Origin of the sequence: Jujubicoccus corallicola (genome assembly GCF_047345645.1) — a bacterium.
Classification (GTDB): domain Bacteria; phylum Pseudomonadota; class Alphaproteobacteria; order Rhodobacterales; family Rhodobacteraceae; genus JBLEFH01.
The window spans coordinates 298,878-315,022 of sequence record NZ_JBLEFH010000004.1 but is presented as its reverse complement, the minus strand read 5'-3'; the positions used below and the strand labels follow the sequence as shown (position 1 = coordinate 315,022).

The 16,145-nt window shown below is 62.4% G+C and carries 12 protein-coding genes; 7 read left to right on the top strand and 5 right to left on the bottom strand.

The features are described from left to right. Positions 1–69 precede the first annotated feature (69 nt). From ahcY to ACMA5I_RS09235, 3 genes are read left to right on the top strand one after another with little or no spacing between them, the layout of a single operon-like run. Positions 70–1,461, top strand: coding sequence for an adenosylhomocysteinase (ahcY, locus tag ACMA5I_RS09245; protein ID WP_525885974.1), 1,392 nt, complete (start codon positions 70–72; stop codon positions 1,459–1,461). 7 nt (positions 1,462–1,468) lie between these two features. Beyond that, positions 1,469–2,653 (top strand): methionine adenosyltransferase, encoded by a 1,185-nt coding sequence (gene metK, locus ACMA5I_RS09240; protein WP_525885973.1) that lies wholly within the window; start codon positions 1,469–1,471, stop codon positions 2,651–2,653. 15 nt (positions 2,654–2,668) lie between these two features. Further along, a complete protein-coding gene (locus ACMA5I_RS09235; RefSeq protein WP_525885972.1) occupies positions 2,669–3,214 on the top strand; it encodes an AAA family ATPase in 546 nt (181 codons plus the stop codon). A 136-nt stretch (positions 3,215–3,350) separates the two neighbouring features. On the opposite strand, the gene ACMA5I_RS09230 is transcribed toward ACMA5I_RS09235, so the two are convergent. Continuing rightward, entirely contained in the window at positions 3,351–4,982 is a 1,632-nt protein-coding gene (locus ACMA5I_RS09230) for an alpha-D-glucose phosphate-specific phosphoglucomutase (RefSeq protein WP_525885971.1), read from the bottom strand. A gap of 186 nt (positions 4,983–5,168) precedes the next feature. On the opposite strand from ACMA5I_RS09230, the gene ACMA5I_RS09225 reads away from it, so the two are divergent. The 3 genes from ACMA5I_RS09225 to ACMA5I_RS09215 all read left to right on the top strand — a co-directional run bounded on the left by ACMA5I_RS09225 (position 5,169) and on the right by ACMA5I_RS09215 (position 9,129). Further along, positions 5,169–6,464, top strand: coding sequence for a DUF3422 family protein (locus ACMA5I_RS09225; protein ID WP_525885970.1), 1,296 nt, complete (start codon positions 5,169–5,171; stop codon positions 6,462–6,464). 65 nt (positions 6,465–6,529) lie between these two features. Next, on the top strand, positions 6,530–7,834 hold the full coding sequence (locus ACMA5I_RS09220) for a glutamine synthetase family protein (protein WP_525885969.1): 1,305 nt from the start codon (positions 6,530–6,532) through the stop codon (positions 7,832–7,834). After that, on the top strand, positions 7,834–9,129 hold the full coding sequence (locus ACMA5I_RS09215; protein WP_525885968.1) for an NAD(P)/FAD-dependent oxidoreductase: 1,296 nt from the start codon (positions 7,834–7,836) through the stop codon (positions 9,127–9,129). The genes ACMA5I_RS09220 and ACMA5I_RS09215 overlap by 1 nt, the downstream gene beginning before the upstream one ends. A gap of 57 nt (positions 9,130–9,186) precedes the next feature. Here the strand turns inward: ACMA5I_RS09215 and ACMA5I_RS09210 are convergent, their stop codons facing one another. The 4 genes from ACMA5I_RS09210 to ACMA5I_RS09195 all read right to left on the bottom strand — a co-directional run bounded on the left by ACMA5I_RS09210 (position 9,187) and on the right by ACMA5I_RS09195 (position 14,686). Next, positions 9,187–10,260: an FAD-binding oxidoreductase gene (locus ACMA5I_RS09210; protein WP_525885967.1), complete on the bottom strand. Its 1,074-nt coding sequence runs from the start codon at positions 10,258–10,260 to the stop codon at positions 9,187–9,189. A 4-nt stretch (positions 10,261–10,264) separates the two neighbouring features. Further along, positions 10,265–11,503 carry an aromatic ring-hydroxylating oxygenase subunit alpha gene (locus ACMA5I_RS09205; RefSeq protein ID WP_525885966.1) on the bottom strand — a complete coding sequence of 413 codons (1,239 nt, stop codon included), beginning with the start codon at positions 11,501–11,503 and terminating at the stop codon, positions 10,265–10,267. Between the two features lie 48 nt (positions 11,504–11,551). After that, entirely contained in the window at positions 11,552–13,582 is a 2,031-nt protein-coding gene (locus tag ACMA5I_RS09200) for an FAD-dependent oxidoreductase (protein WP_525885965.1), read from the bottom strand. 129 nt (positions 13,583–13,711) lie between these two features. Further along, complete coding sequence (locus ACMA5I_RS09195; protein ID WP_525885964.1) at positions 13,712–14,686, bottom strand: GlxA family transcriptional regulator; 975 nt, start codon at positions 14,684–14,686, stop codon at positions 13,712–13,714. Positions 14,687–14,870: 184 nt separating this feature from the next. Here ACMA5I_RS09195 and ACMA5I_RS09190 point away from each other — a divergent pair, with 184 nt between their 5' ends. Next, entirely contained in the window at positions 14,871–16,136 is a 1,266-nt protein-coding gene (locus ACMA5I_RS09190; RefSeq protein ID WP_525885963.1) for a sarcosine oxidase subunit beta family protein, read from the top strand. Positions 16,137–16,145: the final 9 nt, after the last annotated feature.

The following is a 16,145-nucleotide window of genomic DNA, read 5'->3' as shown; positions in this document are numbered from 1 at the left end:
GCCAAGGCGCTTCACAACAGATGCCATTTATGCCATGTGGGGCCAATCCGATTGGAGAGGCCTCACAACATGACCGATTACATCGTCAAAGACATTGCCCTTGCTGATTTTGGCCGCAAGGAACTGGATATCGCCGAAACCGAAATGCCTGGCCTGATGGCGCTGCGGCGCGATTATGGCGACAGCAAACCGCTCAAAGGCGCGCGGATTGCGGGCTCTCTCCACATGACCATTCAGACGGCGGTTCTGATCGAAACGCTGGTCGCGCTCGGCGCCGAAGTGCGTTGGGCGTCTTGCAATATCTTCTCAACGCAGGACCACGCGGCGGCGGCGATTGCGGCATCGGGCGTTCCGGTCTTTGCGATCAAGGGCGAGACGCTGCCGGAATATTGGGACTATGCCGACAAGATCTTCGATTTCGGGGATGAACCGGCCAACATGATCCTCGACGATGGCGGCGATGCGACGCTTTATATCCTGCTCGGGGCGCGGGTTGAGGCCGGTGAGGAGGACCTCATCGCCGATCCGAAATCCGAGGAAGAAGAGGCGCTGTTTGCACAGATCCGCAAACGTCTGGCCTCCTCGCCGGGCTGGTTTGCCCGCCAGCGTGACGCCATTCAGGGCGTGACCGAGGAAACCACCACTGGCGTGAACCGTCTTTACCAGCTGATGCGCGAGGGCCGTCTGCCCTTCCCGGCGATCAATGTGAACGACAGCGTCACCAAGTCGAAATTCGACAATAAATATGGCTGCCGTGAGAGCCTTGTGGACGGCATCCGCCGCGCGACGGACACCATGATCGCGGGCAAGCTCGCCGTCGTCTGCGGCTATGGCGATGTGGGCAAAGGCTCGGCGGCCAGCCTCAGCGGCGCGGGCGCGCGCGTTGTGATCACAGAGGCGGACCCGATTTGCGCCCTTCAGGCGGTGATGGACGGGTTCGAGGTCGTCCTTCTCGAAGATGTCGTTGAAAAAGCCGATATTTTCGTCACCACCACGGGCAACAAAGACATCATCCGTCTCGACCATATGCGGGCGATGAAGGACATGGCGATCGTCGGCAATATCGGTCATTTCGACAATGAAATTCAGGTCGCCGCCCTCAAGAACCACAAATGGACCAATATCAAGGACCAAGTGGACATGATCGAAATGCCGTCGGGCAATCGGATCATCCTTCTGTCCGAAGGCCGTCTCTTGAACCTTGGCAATGCGACCGGGCACCCGTCCTTCGTCATGTCCGCCAGCTTCACCAATCAGGTGCTGGCGCAGATGGAGCTGTGGGAGAAGGGCGACCAGTATGAAAACAAGGTCTATATCCTCCCGAAACATCTCGACGAAAAGGTGGCCGCGCTCCATCTGGAGCGTGTCGGCGCGAAGCTGACCAAGCTCTCGCCTGATCAAGCCGCCTATATCGGCGTCACCCCGGACGGCCCCTTCAAGCCCGATCATTACCGTTACTGAGCATAGCATGACTGAATACAGCACCTTCACCTCGGAGAGCGTCTCCGAGGGGCATCCCGACAAGATCGCCGACCAGATTTCCGACGCCGTTCTCGACGCGATCATCGCCGAGGATTCGCGCGCCCGCGTGGCGTGCGAGACCATGGTGAAAACCGGCGTCGCCATCATTTCGGGCGAGATTTCCACGACCGCTTGGGTCGATCTGGAGCGGATCGTTCGCGATGTGATCAATGATGTGGGCTATCGCTCGTCGGAGTTTGGTTTTGACGGCGAAACCTGCTCGGTCATCAACATTATCGGCAAGCAGTCCCCCGAGATCAACCAAGGCGTGGACCGTTCCCACCCCGAAGAGCAGGGCGCGGGCGATCAGGGGCTGATGTTCGGCTATGCGAGCGATGAGACGGATGTGCTCATGCCCGCCCCGATCACCTATGCGCACCGTCTGGTGGAGCGTCAGAGCCAGGTGCGCCGTGACGGCACGCTCGACTGGCTGCGCCCGGATGCGAAGAGCCAGGTCACCTTCCGCTATGAAAACGGCAAGCCGGCGGCGGTCGATGCGGTGGTCCTTTCGACCCAGCACGGCCCCGACATTGCGCAAGCCGATCTGCGCGAGGCGGTGATGGAGGAGATCATCAAGCCGGTGTTGCCGCCCGAATGGCTTTCGACCCACACGAAATATTTCATCAACCCGACCGGCAAATTCGTCATTGGCGGCCCGGTTGGTGATTGCGGCCTGACCGGGCGCAAGATCATCGTCGACACCTATGGCGGCATGGCCCGACACGGCGGCGGCGCGTTCTCCGGCAAAGACCCGTCTAAGGTGGACCGCTCGGCTGCCTATGCGGGCCGCTGGGTGGCCAAGAATATCGTCGCCGCTGGCCTTGCCCGCCGCTGCGAAATTCAGGTGAGCTATGCGATTGGCGAGGCGGAGCCGACCTCGATCTCGCTCAACACCTTCGGCACCGAGACCGTGCCGCGCGAGAAGATCATCGCCGCCGTGCGCGAGGTGTTCGATCTGCGCCCCTATGCGATCCTGAAAGAACTAGATCTTTTGCACCCCATCTACCGCCCGACCAGCACTTATGGCCATTTCGGCCGCGACCCGATGGAGATCGCCTATAATGGCGGCACCTATCGCGGCTTCACATGGGAAGCGACGGACCGGGTGGAGGCGCTGAAAGCCGCCGTTTAACCAAAGGAGCGCGCCATGCAACGTGTCATGATCATCGGGCAACCGGGATCGGGCAAATCCACCCTGGCGCGCGCCCTTGGGGACATCACCATGTTGCCTGTCTACCATATGGACCACATCCACTGGATGCCCGGCTGGACGGAGCGCCCGCGCGAGGAAAAGACTTTGCTCTGCGCCGAGGTCCATGCACAGCCGCAATGGATCTTCGAGGGCGGGCATTCCGCGACATGGCGGGAGCGGGTGCGCCGGGCGGACACGTTGATCTGGCTCGACTTTCCGGTCACGATGCGCATGTGGCGGGTCTTTTGGCGAACGGTGCGAAGCTATGGCCGCTCACGCCCGGATCTGCCTGAAAATTGCCCCGAGCGGTTTGATCGCGAATTCTGGCATTGGATCTGGACGACACGCGAGAGGCAACGGGACCGGATGGCGCGGTTCTTCGCGTCGGCGCCCGAGGAGAAGGCGCGTCATCACCTGACCTCGCAGCGTAAGGTTGAGACTTATCTTTTCTCCGTCAAACACGCGATGAGCGTCGGGAGCCTTGGCCTGCCGCATCGCTGATCGCGCCGGGTCGGGCGCTGCGTTTAGATGCCCTTCCCCGCACCCGGCGCAAGGAAACGTCGCGATTAGATGCCGGGCGCGACCCGCGCTTTTGCGTGGCGGGCCGAAGCCCTCTTGATGGGGGAAAGGGACGCTGTCAGGTCACAACGTCCGGCGCGGATTTGCCTGTTACCTCTTTGATTGAAGCGATCTCTTCCGCCGCCGCGATCACATCCGCCAGCGCCTCTTGCGGGTCGCGGTTGTGCTTCGCCGGGTCCGCCTCATAGGCTTCGAGATAGAGCCGCAGGGTCGCCCCCACGGTCCCCGTGCCAGACAGGCGCATCATGATCCGGCTCCCTCCGTCGAATTCGACCATCATGCCCTGTTTCTTGCTTTCCGAACCATCGACCGGGTCTGTATAGGCGAAATCCTCGGCCTTGGTGACGGTCAGCCCGGCGAACGATTTCCCTACCAAGTCTGCTGCGCCGCTGCGCAGGCGCGCCATCATCGCTTCCGCGCCGTCCTTGTCGATGCCCTCATAGTCATGGCGCGAGTAATAGTTGCGGCCATACTCCGCCCAATGGGCGGCGAGAATATCGGCGACGCTCTCCTTGCGGGCGGCCAGAATATTGAGCCAGAGCAGCACGGCCCAAAGCCCGTCCTTCTCGCGCACATGGTTCGATCCGGTGCCGAAGCTTTCCTCGCCGCAGATGGTGACTTTCCCTGCATCCAGCAGATTGCCGAAGAACTTCCAGCCGGTCGGGGTCGCGAAATTCGCGATCCCGAGCTTTTCGGCCACCCGGTCGGCGGCGGCAGAAGTCGGCATGGACCGCGCGACCCCGGCAATCCCGCTCGCATAACCGGGCGCGTGCTGCGCATTGGCGGCCAGCACGGCGAGGCTATCCGACGGGCTGACATAGATATTCTTTCCGACAACCATATTCCGGTCGCCATCGCCATCCGAAGCCGCGCCGAAATCTGGGCCGTCCGCGCTGAACATCTCGTCCATCAACGCCTTGGCCCAAACCGGGTTCGGGTCCGGGTGATGCCCGCCGAAATCCTCCTCCGGCGTGCCATTGATAACGGTCCCCTTCGGCGCGCCGAGGCGGTTTTCCAAAATCTCCACCGCATAAGGCCCGGTAATCGCGTGCATCGCGTCGAACCGCATCGTGAAGCCGCCGTCGAACAGCGCCTTGATCGCGGCGAAATCGAACAGCTCCTCCATCAGCGCGGCATAGTCCGCCACCGGATCGACAATCTCGACGACCATCTCGCCAAGCGTCTGCTCCCCAAGCGTATCGAGCGCCACATCCTCCGCATCCGCGATCTTGTACTCGCTGAGCCCCTTGCTGGCTTCGAACATCTTCGAAGTCACGCCCTCCGGGGCCGGCCCGCCATTCGGCATATTGAATTTGATCCCGAAATCCTCCTCCTCGCCGCCGGGGTTGTGGCTGGCCGAGAGGATGATCCCGCCATCGGTCTCGCGCTTGCGAATGAGGTGGGAGGCCGCCGGCGTCGAGAGCAAGCCGCCCTGCCCGACGATCACCCGGCTTGCACCCTGCGCCGCGGCCATTTTCAGGATGGCCTGAACCGCCGTGCGGTTGTGGAAGCGCCCGTCGCCGCCAAGCACCAGCACCTTGCCGCTGACCCCGCCAATCGCCTCGAAAATCGCCTGCACGAAGCTTTCCAGATAATGCGGCTGCATGAAAACCTTGGTTTTCTTGCGCAGGCCCGAGGTGCCGGGGTTCTGGTCGTCAAAGGCGGAAAAGCTGCGAGTCTCGATGTCCATGGGGGTCCCTCCGATCTATCCCTCGCAGCTAAGCGCAAAATGCGGCGTGATACCAGCGACGAGATAGCGCGGGTTTTATCGAACCGGGGCGGTTTGGCCACAGCCGGGTTTTTGTCCCGCGCGCCGTATCCAAGGGCAAATCCCGTGCTATAGTCACTTGGTTTCCTTGGCGAAACGGAGCGAGACATGACCGATCACAGCGCCCGTCGGGCCCTTATTAACGAGTTACACGCACGGCCTTTCCCGACGCTGAAGGCCCCGGCGAGCGCCGCCTATCTCGCGCTGACCTCCGATGCCGACGCGCCGCGCGCCGCCGAGGAGGACCGGGCACATCTGATTGCGCTGCTCGACCGTTTCGGCGCGCCCCATCCCGCACCGGATGCCGAGCATTATTTTGCCGATCTCGGGCCATTTGCGCTGAAATGGGAGCGGCACACGGAATTTGTCACCTACACGCTGATGACCGAGGGCGTCTCGACCCCGCCCTTTCAGGGCGATCTTTTCGCACATTTTCCGAAATCATGGATCAATGAGGGCGGTGTGGTGATGGCCTCGGCGCTGCTGCGGATCGAGACAGCGCATCTGAATGAACCCGAAACGCTGTCCCAGATCGACGACAAGCTGCGGAATTGGTTTGTGGCTGAAAGCCTTGCCGCGTCGAAAATCGCGGATGGGAACGCCTTGATTGCGGGCGATTTCCGGCTCGACGCCGCCGGGCACAGCCGTTTCGCCGTGTTCACCGAACCGAGCATCGACCCGCGCCGTTTGGGCCGTATCGTCCAACGCCTGCTGGAGCTGGAAACCTACCGCGCCATGGCGATGCTGGCACTGCCCGTCGCGCAGCGGGTGTCGCGGGAGGTCGCGCGGCTCGACGCGGATCTCACGCAGATCATGGCCAGCATCACTCGCGAGGATGGGGCGGACGAGGCGAGCCTCGAAAACCTCCTGCGCCTCGCCGCTGAGGTGGAACTGCTGATTTCCGGGACCAGTTTCCGCTTCGGCGCGGCGGAAGCTTACCGCGCCATCGTGGACGAGCGGCTGACAACGCTGCGCGAACAGCGCGTTGGCGACCGGCAAGTCATGTCGGAATTCATGCTCCGCCGGTTTGATCCCGCCATGCGCACCTGTCGCTCGGTGATTGGACGGGTCACCGCGCTCTCGGAACGCGCCAACCGTGCGGCGAACCTGCTCCGCACCCGTGTCGATGTCCGCTCCGAAATCCAGAGCCGCGACCTGCTGGCTTCGATGAACCGCCGCGCCGATCTGCAACTGCGCTTGCAGGAAACAGTCGAGGGCCTCTCCGCCGTCGCGATCAGCTATTACGCGGTTGGTCTCGCGGGCTATCTCGGCGCGCCGTTGGCAAAACTGCTCGGGATCTCAAAAGACTGGCTGATGGCGCTGATCGCCCTGCCCGTCCTCGCCTTCGTCTGGTACAGCCTGCGCCGCTTGCGCCGCCACCTCACGGAGAAGCACGACAACTAGCCCCCTTGCCATGGGCGCAAATTGCAGGCTTTCATCGGACCTGAACAGATGTGAGGCGATGCGCGATGACGGAATACCGCAATCTTTATGCCGGGTTGGTGGATCTCAACGGGATCTGGCGCGGCAAACGTGTGCCGGGGCATCAGCGTGAGAAGCTGGAGAAAGACGGATTCCGGATGCCGCTCACCGCTTGCGAGCTGGATATTTGGGGGCATGATTACGCGGGCAACCCACTGATCGAGAAACATGGCGATGGCGACGGGATGTGCCACCCGACCGGACGTGGCCTTCTGCCGATCACATGGCAGAGCCAGACAGCGGCGCTTTTGCCGGTCTGGATGTTTCGGGAGGACGGGTCGATGTTCCCCGGCGACCCGCGCTGCGCGCTTGCTGCCGTGCTGGAGCGGTTTTCGGCCAAGGGGCTGACCCCGGTGGTCGCGCTCGAAGTGGAGTTCTACCTGCTCGACCCGACCGGCGATGCGATCACCCCGCCGGGCCATTTGCAGCGGACCATGGCGGGCAATGTCCTCTCGGTAGATGAGATCAGCGATTTCGAAGGGTTCTTCGCCGATGTCGAGGAAGCCGCCGAGGCGCAGGAGATCCCGGCGGACGCGACCATTTCCGAGCTTGGACCGGGGCAGTTTGAGATCAACCTGCTGCACCAGCCCGACGCGCTCCGCGCCGCCGATGATGCGATTTTCCTTAAGCAGATCATCAAGGGGGTCGCCCGCAAACATGGGCATGAAGCGAGTTTCATGGCCAAGCCGATGCAGGAGGCGAGCGGGTCCGGGCTGCATATCCATTTCTCGATTTTGGATGAGAGCGGCGCGAATATTTTTGACAATGGCGGGCCGGAGGGAACCGACGCGCTGCGCCATGCGGTCGGCGGGCTGACCACGACCATGGCGGATGCGACGCTGATTTTCGCGCCTCATCTTAACTCCTATCGCCGGTTCGAGCCGGGGCAACATGCGCCGAATTCGATCTGTTGGGGCTATGAAAATCGCACGGTCGCTGTGCGCATCCCCGGCGGGCCGAATGCCGCGCGGCGGATCGAGCATCGCGTCGCGGGCGCCGATGCCAACCCCTATCTGATGCTGGCGGCGGTGCTTGCCGGGGCGCTGGACGGGATGGAGAACGGCACGGATCCAGGCGAACCGCTGTCGGGCAATGCCGATTATATCGAGTTGGAACAAGGGCCGAGCCATTGGCGCGAAGCGATTGAGCGGTTTGAGCAGAGCGCCTTCATCGCCCGCGCCTTTGCGCCCGAACTCATTCACAGCATGGTCGGCATCAAACGGCAGGAAATGGAACGGTTCGAGGCGCGCATGTCGCTGTTTGAGACGGAAACCTACAGGAGCAGCGTCTGATGGCGGATTATACCGACGGCACCCATACCGGCAGTTATTACGCGGCCTCGGCCAATCCGTCGCCGGAGCGCCCGCCGCTTCGTGCTGACATTGAGGCGGAGATTTGCGTCATCGGTGGCGGGTTTACGGGCCTCTCCGCCGCGCTGCATCTGGCGGAGGCGGGCAAGCAGGTGGTGCTGCTCGAAGGCGCGAAAATCGGTTGGGGCGCGTCGGGCCGAAATGGTGGTCAGGTGGTGAACGGGCTCAACGCGGGTCTGCCGAAGATCGCCAAGCAATATGGGCAGGAGATGGCGGATTTCGTCGGCGGTCTCTATCAGGAAGGCGGCGACATTATCCGGGACCGGATCGCGCGTTATGACATTGCCTGCGACTACCGCGAAGGGAATATCTTCGTCGCCACCACGCCGCGCCATATGCGCGAGATCGAAGGGTTCGATCAGCTTTTGCGACGCTATGGGATGGACAGCCACGAGCTGCTCGACGAGGCCGCGCTGCGCCAGCATATCGGCTCGGATTTCTATGTCGGCGGGATGATCGACCGGAAGGGCGGGCATCTGCACCCGCTCAACCTCGCGCTGGGCGAGGCGGCGGCGCTGGAGAGCCTTGGCGTGGTGATTTATGAGGATAGTATCGTTCGCGAGGTGGAGTATTCCGGCGCGAAACCCGTTGTGATCACAAATGAAGGGCGCGTGACGGCGGGGCAGGTCGTGATTTGCGGGAACGCCTATCTCGGCCATGTCGTCCCGGCGCTGACGGCGCGGGTGATGCCGGTCTCGACTCAGGTGATGGCGACGGAACCGCTCCCGGAGGACGTGGCGAAGCGCCTGCTGCCGACCGGGCATTGCGCGGAGGATACGCGCTATATTCTCGACTATTACCGCCTCTCTGCGGACAATCGCCTGCTCTTTGGCGGTGGCACGGTGTATGGCGGCAAAGACCCGGCGGATGTGGAGGCGAAGCTGCGGCCCGCGATGGAGACGGTGTTTCCGGAGATTAAAGGGGTGAAGGTGGATTACGCGTGGTCCGGCAATTTCGCGCTGTCCTTCTCCCGCGTCCCGCAGATGGGACGGCTCGCCGATCACACATGGTTCGCGCATGGGTATTCCGGCCATGGCGTGACCGGCTCGCATCTTTTCGGGCGGATATTAAGCGAAGCGATCACGGGCGACACCACGCGGTTCGACCGGTTCGCGGCGCTAAAATGGTTCCCCTTTCCCGGCGGGCGGACGCTCGGGCCACTCTATTCCACGCTGGGAAGCTGGTGGTACGCCGCGCGGGACCGTTTCGGGATCTAGCGGAGAAGCCCCTCACGGGGCTTCAAGACTATTCCCAATGGGTGCATGGCAGGGCCGTCAAACCTCGACTTCCACCCGCCCAATCGGGTGCGAGCAGCAGGCGAGGATATAGCCCTCGGCTTCCTCCTCCTCGGTGATCCCGCCATTGTGGACCATATGTACATCGCCGGAAATTTTCTTCGTCTTGCACGTCCCGCAGAGGCCGAAGGTGCAGCCGGAGGGGATGTTGAGACCCGAGGCGCGGGCGGCGGCGAGGATCGTGTCCGTCTCGCGGCAGGTCGCGGTTTTGCCGGATTTGGCGAAAACCACCTCGGCCTCGGCGCTTTCCTCAAGCCGCAGATCGTCGAGGGGCGGGACATCTTCGGCGCTTTCGGCGGGCGCGGCAAAGCTTTCCTGATGATAGTGATCCATGTTGAAGCCAAGATCGATTAGGCTCTCGCGCACCGCGGCCATGAAGGGCTCCGGCCCGCAGCAATAGACTTCGCGTTCCAGATAGTCGGGACACATCAGGCCGAGCATGATCTGGGTGAGCCGCCCGCGATAGCCAGACCAGACCTCATAGGGGTTCGCCTGCTCCACGACGAAATGCAGCTTCAGGTCCGGCAGGCGGGAGGCGATATGCTCCAGACGGTGCCGGAAGATGAGATCGGCGGGGGAGCGGGCGGCGGCGACGAAGGTGATGTCTGGCTGCTCACCCCGGTCGAAGAGGAAGGCTGTCATCGACATCATGGGCGTGATGCCGGAGCCACCGGAGATGAAGAGATATTTCCCGTCCGGCTGCTGCGGGAGGCAGAAATGCCCCGCCGGACCGCTGGCCTTCATACGTGTTCCGGGGCGGACATTTTCGAACATCCACTTGACCCCGACAGAGTCGGGATTTTGCTTGATCGTCACCGCGACGGAGAGTGATTGCGACGGGCTGGTGGAGATGGTGAAGGTCCGCCAGATTGTCTCGCCCGGGGTCGGGATCTCAAGTGTGAGGAACTGCCCCGGACGATAGCGGAACCAGCGGCCCGAGGGCGCGCGGAACACGAAGGTGTTCACATCCGGCGCTTCGGGAATGACCATCACGCATTCCAGCGGTTCCTCATCGGTCCACGGTTTGCTCGTCTCATCGGGGATGGGGATCATGAAGTTACTCCGCAACCATCAGGCGGGGACGCCCGGTCAGGCGCTGCTGAAGCGTGTCCGTATACCAGTCGACAAACTGGATGACGCCGCTCTCCTGCTTCGCCGAATAGGGGCCAGGCTGATAGGCGGGGGAGAGGATGCCCTTCTGGTTTTCCTCCACGACCTCGCGATCCTCGGCATTGGTTTGAATCCAGACATGGGTGAGCCGGTCCACGTCGTAATCGACCCCCTCCTCCGCATCCGCATTGACGAGCCATGTGGTCATCACCTGCGTCTCTGTCGGGCTGATCGGGGTCATGCGGAAGAGCGTGACCGTGTCCGACAGCAGATGGTTCCAGGTGTTCGGATAATGGAAGAACAGCAGCGAGCCAGCATTGTCGAACGGGATCTTGCCAAGGCGTTTGCTGACAGCGGGGGTGCCTTCAAGCGTGTAGCTGACCGCGTCGCCCACGAAGGGAATGCGGACGAAACGCCACTGCCCGCCCGGTTCCATGTAAAATTTCGAGGGCAGACCATTGGCTTCGCAGCGCTCCACGTGCTCATTGGCCGCCGCAACGGAGGTGCCTTCGAAGCTACCGACCAGCTCGGGATCATCCGGGAAGACGCGGCAGAGCGCCGGGTGTGAGCCTGCGCAGTGATAGCATTCGCGGTTGTTCTCCATCACCAGCTTCCAGTTGCCGTTTTCGACAATGGAGCGGGTCGCGGCGACCTTGAGGTTGGGCATGTCATGCGGCCCGGCATATTTCTCCGCCATCTCCTGAAGCGGTTTGAAGTCGGGCGCGTCATCGGCGAGGCAGATGAAGACGATTCCGCTGGCTTCCTCGCAATGGATCGGTTTGAGGCCGTATTGCTTGGGGTCGAACCCTTCCTGCATCTCCCGCGCCCAGACGAGACTGCCATCGAGATCATAGGTCCATTGGTGATAGGGGCAGGTCAGCTTGGCGCTCGACCCGCGTTCCTGCTGGCAGACGCGGCTGCCCCGGTGGCGGCAAGAATTGTGGAAGGCGCGGATTTTCTTGTCCGCGCCGCGCACGATCACAACCGGCGCATTGCCGATCTGCATGGTGACATAGTTGCCGGTCTTGGGAACTTCCGCCGATGCGATCGCGAGCAGCCAATCCTTGTACCAGATATTGCGCAGATCGCAGTCGAAGAAATGCGGGTCCGTATAGAACGGCTGCGGCAGGGAATGGCCCGGTTTGCGGGCCAGCAATGCGGCGAGAACGTCTGAATCCGTTGTCATTGTTTTTACCTCCCTCCAAGGAGCGCCCCCAAGCGGGGGGCAGGGTTACTAAATGTCTTTTACAAGCCGCAACGCATCATAGATCGCGGCATGTATGGATCGGGCCGACACGGCATCGCCGATACGGTAAAGCTGGAAGCTGCCATCATGGGGGCCATCCGGCTGCGGGCGGCCCTCCAAAAGTGCGTCATGATCGACCGCGCCGCGATTGCGCGAGCGCGGTTTGAGATCGAAATAAAGCTCATCAAGCGGGAGCGTCGCGTAGTTTATCACAATCTGGTCGTAATGGCGCTCTTCGCGGTGGTCCGAGTAGTCGGTGCCGATGGTGGCTTTGAGCTTGTTGCCATCGCGCGCAACCCCGGTGAGGCGGCGGGTGACAGTGAAGGTTACATCCTTGTCCTGAAGCTGGCGCATGGCGGGCACGAGGGTCATGCCCATGACTTCGGAGGAGAGGGTGCGGTCGGGCGTCATCATCTCGACTTTCGCGCCGGCAAAGGCGGCAACCTCGGTGGCTTGCAGGGCCGCGTGATCGCCGGTGGCATCAAAGACAAGCACTTCGCCCGCCGGTTTCACATCCCCCGCAATCATGTCCCAGCTTGAGGCGACGAGATCTTCGCCCTCCTCGATAATCGCCGTGTTGGGCATCCCGCCGGTGGCGACGATGACCACATCGGGGTTCTCCGCCAGCACGTCGTCCGCCTCGGCGTAGGCGTTAAACCGGAACTCCACATCACGGGCGGCGCATTGCGCCATGCGCCATTCGACGATGGAGATCATTTCCTTGCGGCGTGGCGTCTGGCTGAGGAGCAGCACCTGCCCGCCCGGATCGTCCTGCGCCTCGAACACCACAACCTTATGTCCCCGCTCGGCGGCCACCCGCGCGGCTTCCAGCCCCGCCGGACCTGCGCCGATAATCACGACCTTTTTCGGCGTTTCCGCAGGCGCGATCTCATGCGGCATGAACAGCTCGCGGCCCGTCGCTGCGTTGTGGATGCAGAGCGCATCGCCGCCCTGATAAATCCGGTCAAGGCAATGATTGGCGCCGACGCAGGGGCGAATGTCGTCCTCCCGCTTCTCGACAATGCGCTGGACGATGAACGGATCCGCCATGTGCGCGCGAGTCATGCCGACCATATCGAGCAGGCCCGCTGCGACAGCATGCCGCGCCGTCGCCACGTCGGGGATGCGGGCGGCGTGGAAGGTTGGCATCCCGATTTCCGCCTTGATCTTGCCCGCGAAGTCGAGATGCGGCGCGGATTTCATGCCCTGCACGGGAATCACATCGGTCAGCCCCGGATCTGTGTCGAGCCGCCCGCGAATGACGTTGAGGAAATCAACCTGACCCGCCGCTTTGAGCCGCCGGGCGATCTCCAGCCCCTCGGTTTCATCAATCCCGCCGGGAACGGTCTCATCGGCGGTGAAGCGGATGCCGATGATGAACGTATCCCCCACCCGCTCCCGCATCCGGGTCAGCAGCTCGTCAGAGAACCGCATCCGGCCTTCCAGCGACCCGCCATATTCATCCTGCGTATTGCTCCGGGCCGACCAGAACTGGTCGATCAGATGGCCGTAAGCATTCAGCTCCACCCCATCGAGACCCGCCTGCTGCATCCGCTCCGCCGCATCGACATAATCGCCGATCACGCGGTCAATGTCCCACTCTTCCATGACTTTCGGGAAGGCTTTATGCGCCGTCTCCCGATCCGGCCCGGCGGAAAGCGCAGGCAACCAGTCGCCGTAATCCCAACGGGTTCGGCGACCGAGATGGGTGAGCTGGATCATCACCGCGCAGCCATGTTCATGGCAGGCATCCGCGAGCTTGCCCATCCACGGCACCACCTCGTCCTTATAGGCAAGGATATTGGAGAAGCTGGGTGGGCTGTCTTTCGAGACCACCGCCGACCCCGCCGTCATGGTCAGCGCCACGCCGGCCTTGGCGCGGACTTCATGGTAAGCGCGGTAACGATCCTTCGGCAGCCCGTCCTCGGGATAGGCGGGCTCGTGACTCGTGGTCATGATCCTGTTTTTCAACGTCAAATGCTTGAGCTGATAAGGCTGCAAAAGCGGATCGTTCGACATGGCACCTCGCGGCGGCTGGGCGGTTGCTCCTTGGGAAATTTAAACCCCTTTGAGTCGACGCTAATCTGATTGCGATTTTCGCGTCAAAAGGAAAATTTTGCTCCCCGTTCCGTGAGGTGCCGCGGAATCTTATTCCCCAGACGGGTGGCGGCGCCATTCCGCAGGGGTCATGCCAACGGCCTGATGGAAGGTTGTGGTGAGGTGTGAGGCGTCGCAGAACCCGGTCGCATCGGCGATTTTCGCGACCGAGGCGTCGGAGCTTTTCAGCATATAGCGCACATGGCTGAGGCGGATTTCCATGCCCGCTTGCGCCGGGCTGATCCCGAGCGTGGTCTTGAACCGCCGCTCCAGTGCCCGCCGGGAGACCTCCAGCCGCCGCGCCAATGCGGCCACGGTGAGCGGCGCGCCGAGATTGTCCTGCATCATCGCCAGCGCCCGGCGGAGCAGCGGATCGGTGGTTTCGAACAGGAGTGGCGGCCCCGGTTGCGGCGTGTCACCATCCGCGATCCCGTCCAAGATCATGATATTGAGGCTTTTTCTGGCCGCAGAGCGCCCGATATGGCGGTCCACCAGAAAGGCCGCGAGATGCGCCGCGCTGGCCCCGCCTGATGAGGTCAGTCTGTCGCGGTCCACTACAAAGATACGGTCGGAAACGGGTGTAAGATCCTCGAAACGTTCCAGAAAATCCTGATGATGGAACCAGCTGACGCAGCATTGGTAGCCCTTCATCAGCCCGGCGCGATGCAGGATAAACGCGCCCGTGCAGATGCCGACGAGCCGCACATTTTGCGCCACGCAGCTTTTGAGAAAGGCGATTTCGCTGCGCTCCAGGTTGGCGTTGTCGTCGATCAGACCGCCGACCACGACGATGTAATCATAGTCTTTCGGGTCCGCCTGCCGCAGATCGGGCGAGACGGACACGCCGCAACTCGACCGCACCGGCTTGCCGCTGTGCGAGATGACCTGCCAGCGGCAGTGGATGGGCCGCGAACGGTCGCCCTCATCGGCGGCGAGGCGCAGCACATCGACGAAATTGGCGAAGGCGGAGAGGGTGAAATTCGGCGCGAGGAGGAAGCCGATGCGCAGGCGCGGATGCGGTGTCATGTCGCGATTCTGCCAAAAATCATACGCAAATCTCCCATCTTTCCGGCGGTTTGGTGGCCAACCTAGCCATGGACCGCATCACCGCGACTCAATCTGTCGCAAATATACCCCGCGATCGTCGCAAAGACGAAAGACAGAAATCAAGCCTTCCGTTAACGTGGGGAAAAATCCGACGGAGTCGCCCATGGCTGCCACCCCCAAACGCTATTCTGGATTCGCTCTCGTGAAGCAGGCCCTGACCGGCCATCGCGACTGGCAGGCCCAATGGCCGAATGCGGAGCCGAATAAAGAGTATGACGTCATCATCGTCGGCGCTGGCGGGCATGGTTTGGGCGCGGCCTATTACCTCGCAACCAAGTTCGGCATTACCAATGTTGCGGTGATCGACAAGGGCTGGCTCGGCGGCGGGAACACCGGGCGGAACACAACGATCATTCGCTCCAATTATCTCTATGATGAGAGCGCGCGGCTCTATGACCACGCGCTGGATTTGTGGGATGGGCTGAGCCAGGAGCTGAACTACAACGTCATGTATTCGCAGCGCGGCGTGCTGATGCTTGCGCATAACGTGCATGACGTGCAGAGCGCGCAGCGGCATATCAACGCGAACCGGCTGAACGGCGTGGACAACCGCTGGGTCGGGCCGGAAGAGGCGCAGAAGATCTGCCCGCCGCTGAATACGAATCCGAACGCTCGCCACCCGGTTCTCGGCGCGGCCTATCAGGCGCGGGCGGGCACGGCGCGGCACGATGCGGTGGCGTGGGGCTATGCCCGCGGCGCGGCGGCGCGCGGCGTGGATATCATCCAGAATTGCCCCGTAACGGCGATCAAACGCGGCCCGGATGGGCGCGTGACCGGTGTGGAGACCGCGAAGGGCTTTATCGGCGCGAAACAGGTCGCCGTGTCGGCTGCCGGGCATACGTCGGTGCTGATGGACAGCGCGGGCGTGAAGATGCCGCTCGAATCCTACCCGCTTCAGGCGCTGGTCAGCGAGCCGGTAAAGCCTTGTTTTCCGTGCGTGGTCATGTCGAATACCGTTCACGCCTATATGAGCCAGTCGGACAAAGGCGAGCTGGTGATCGGCTCTGGTACCGATCAATACACCAGCTATTCGCAGCGGGGTGGCTTGCCGCTGATCGAGCATACGCTGGCGGCGATTTGCGAGATTTTCCCGATCTTTGCGCGGATGCGGATGCTTCGCAAATGGGGCGGCATCGTGGATGTGACGCCCGACCGCTCGGCGATCCTCGGCAAAACCCCGGTGCCGGGGCTTTACGTCAACTGCGGCTGGGGGACGGGCGGCTTCAAGGCCACACCCGGCGCGGCGCATTTGCTCGCCCACACCGTCGCTAAGGACGCGCCGCATGATCTGAACGCGCCGTTTACGCTGGAGCGGTTCACCACGGGTCGGCTGATCGACGAAGCGGCTGCGGCTGCGGTCGCGCATTAGGGAGGTTCT

Coding starts and splice junctions, on each gene's coding strand:
- metK (WP_525885973.1), top strand. CDS start 1,469: ATGACTGAATACAGCACCTTCACCTCGGAGAGCGTCTCCGAGGGGCAT.
- ACMA5I_RS09200 (WP_525885965.1), bottom strand. CDS start 13,582: ATGTCGAACGATCCGCTTTTGCAGCCTTATCAGCTCAAGCATTTGACG.
- ACMA5I_RS09195 (WP_525885964.1), bottom strand. CDS start 14,686: ATGACACCGCATCCGCGCCTGCGCATCGGCTTCCTCCTCGCGCCGAAT.
- ahcY (WP_525885974.1), top strand. CDS start 70: ATGACCGATTACATCGTCAAAGACATTGCCCTTGCTGATTTTGGCCGC.
- ACMA5I_RS09215 (WP_525885968.1), top strand. CDS start 7,834: ATGGCGGATTATACCGACGGCACCCATACCGGCAGTTATTACGCGGCC.
- ACMA5I_RS09190 (WP_525885963.1), top strand. CDS start 14,871: ATGGCTGCCACCCCCAAACGCTATTCTGGATTCGCTCTCGTGAAGCAG.
- ACMA5I_RS09210 (WP_525885967.1), bottom strand. CDS start 10,260: ATGATCCCCATCCCCGATGAGACGAGCAAACCGTGGACCGATGAGGAA.
- ACMA5I_RS09230 (WP_525885971.1), bottom strand. CDS start 4,982: ATGGACATCGAGACTCGCAGCTTTTCCGCCTTTGACGACCAGAACCCC.
- ACMA5I_RS09220 (WP_525885969.1), top strand. CDS start 6,530: ATGACGGAATACCGCAATCTTTATGCCGGGTTGGTGGATCTCAACGGG.
- ACMA5I_RS09205 (WP_525885966.1), bottom strand. CDS start 11,503: ATGACAACGGATTCAGACGTTCTCGCCGCATTGCTGGCCCGCAAACCG.
- ACMA5I_RS09225 (WP_525885970.1), top strand. CDS start 5,169: ATGACCGATCACAGCGCCCGTCGGGCCCTTATTAACGAGTTACACGCA.
- ACMA5I_RS09235 (WP_525885972.1), top strand. CDS start 2,669: ATGCAACGTGTCATGATCATCGGGCAACCGGGATCGGGCAAATCCACC.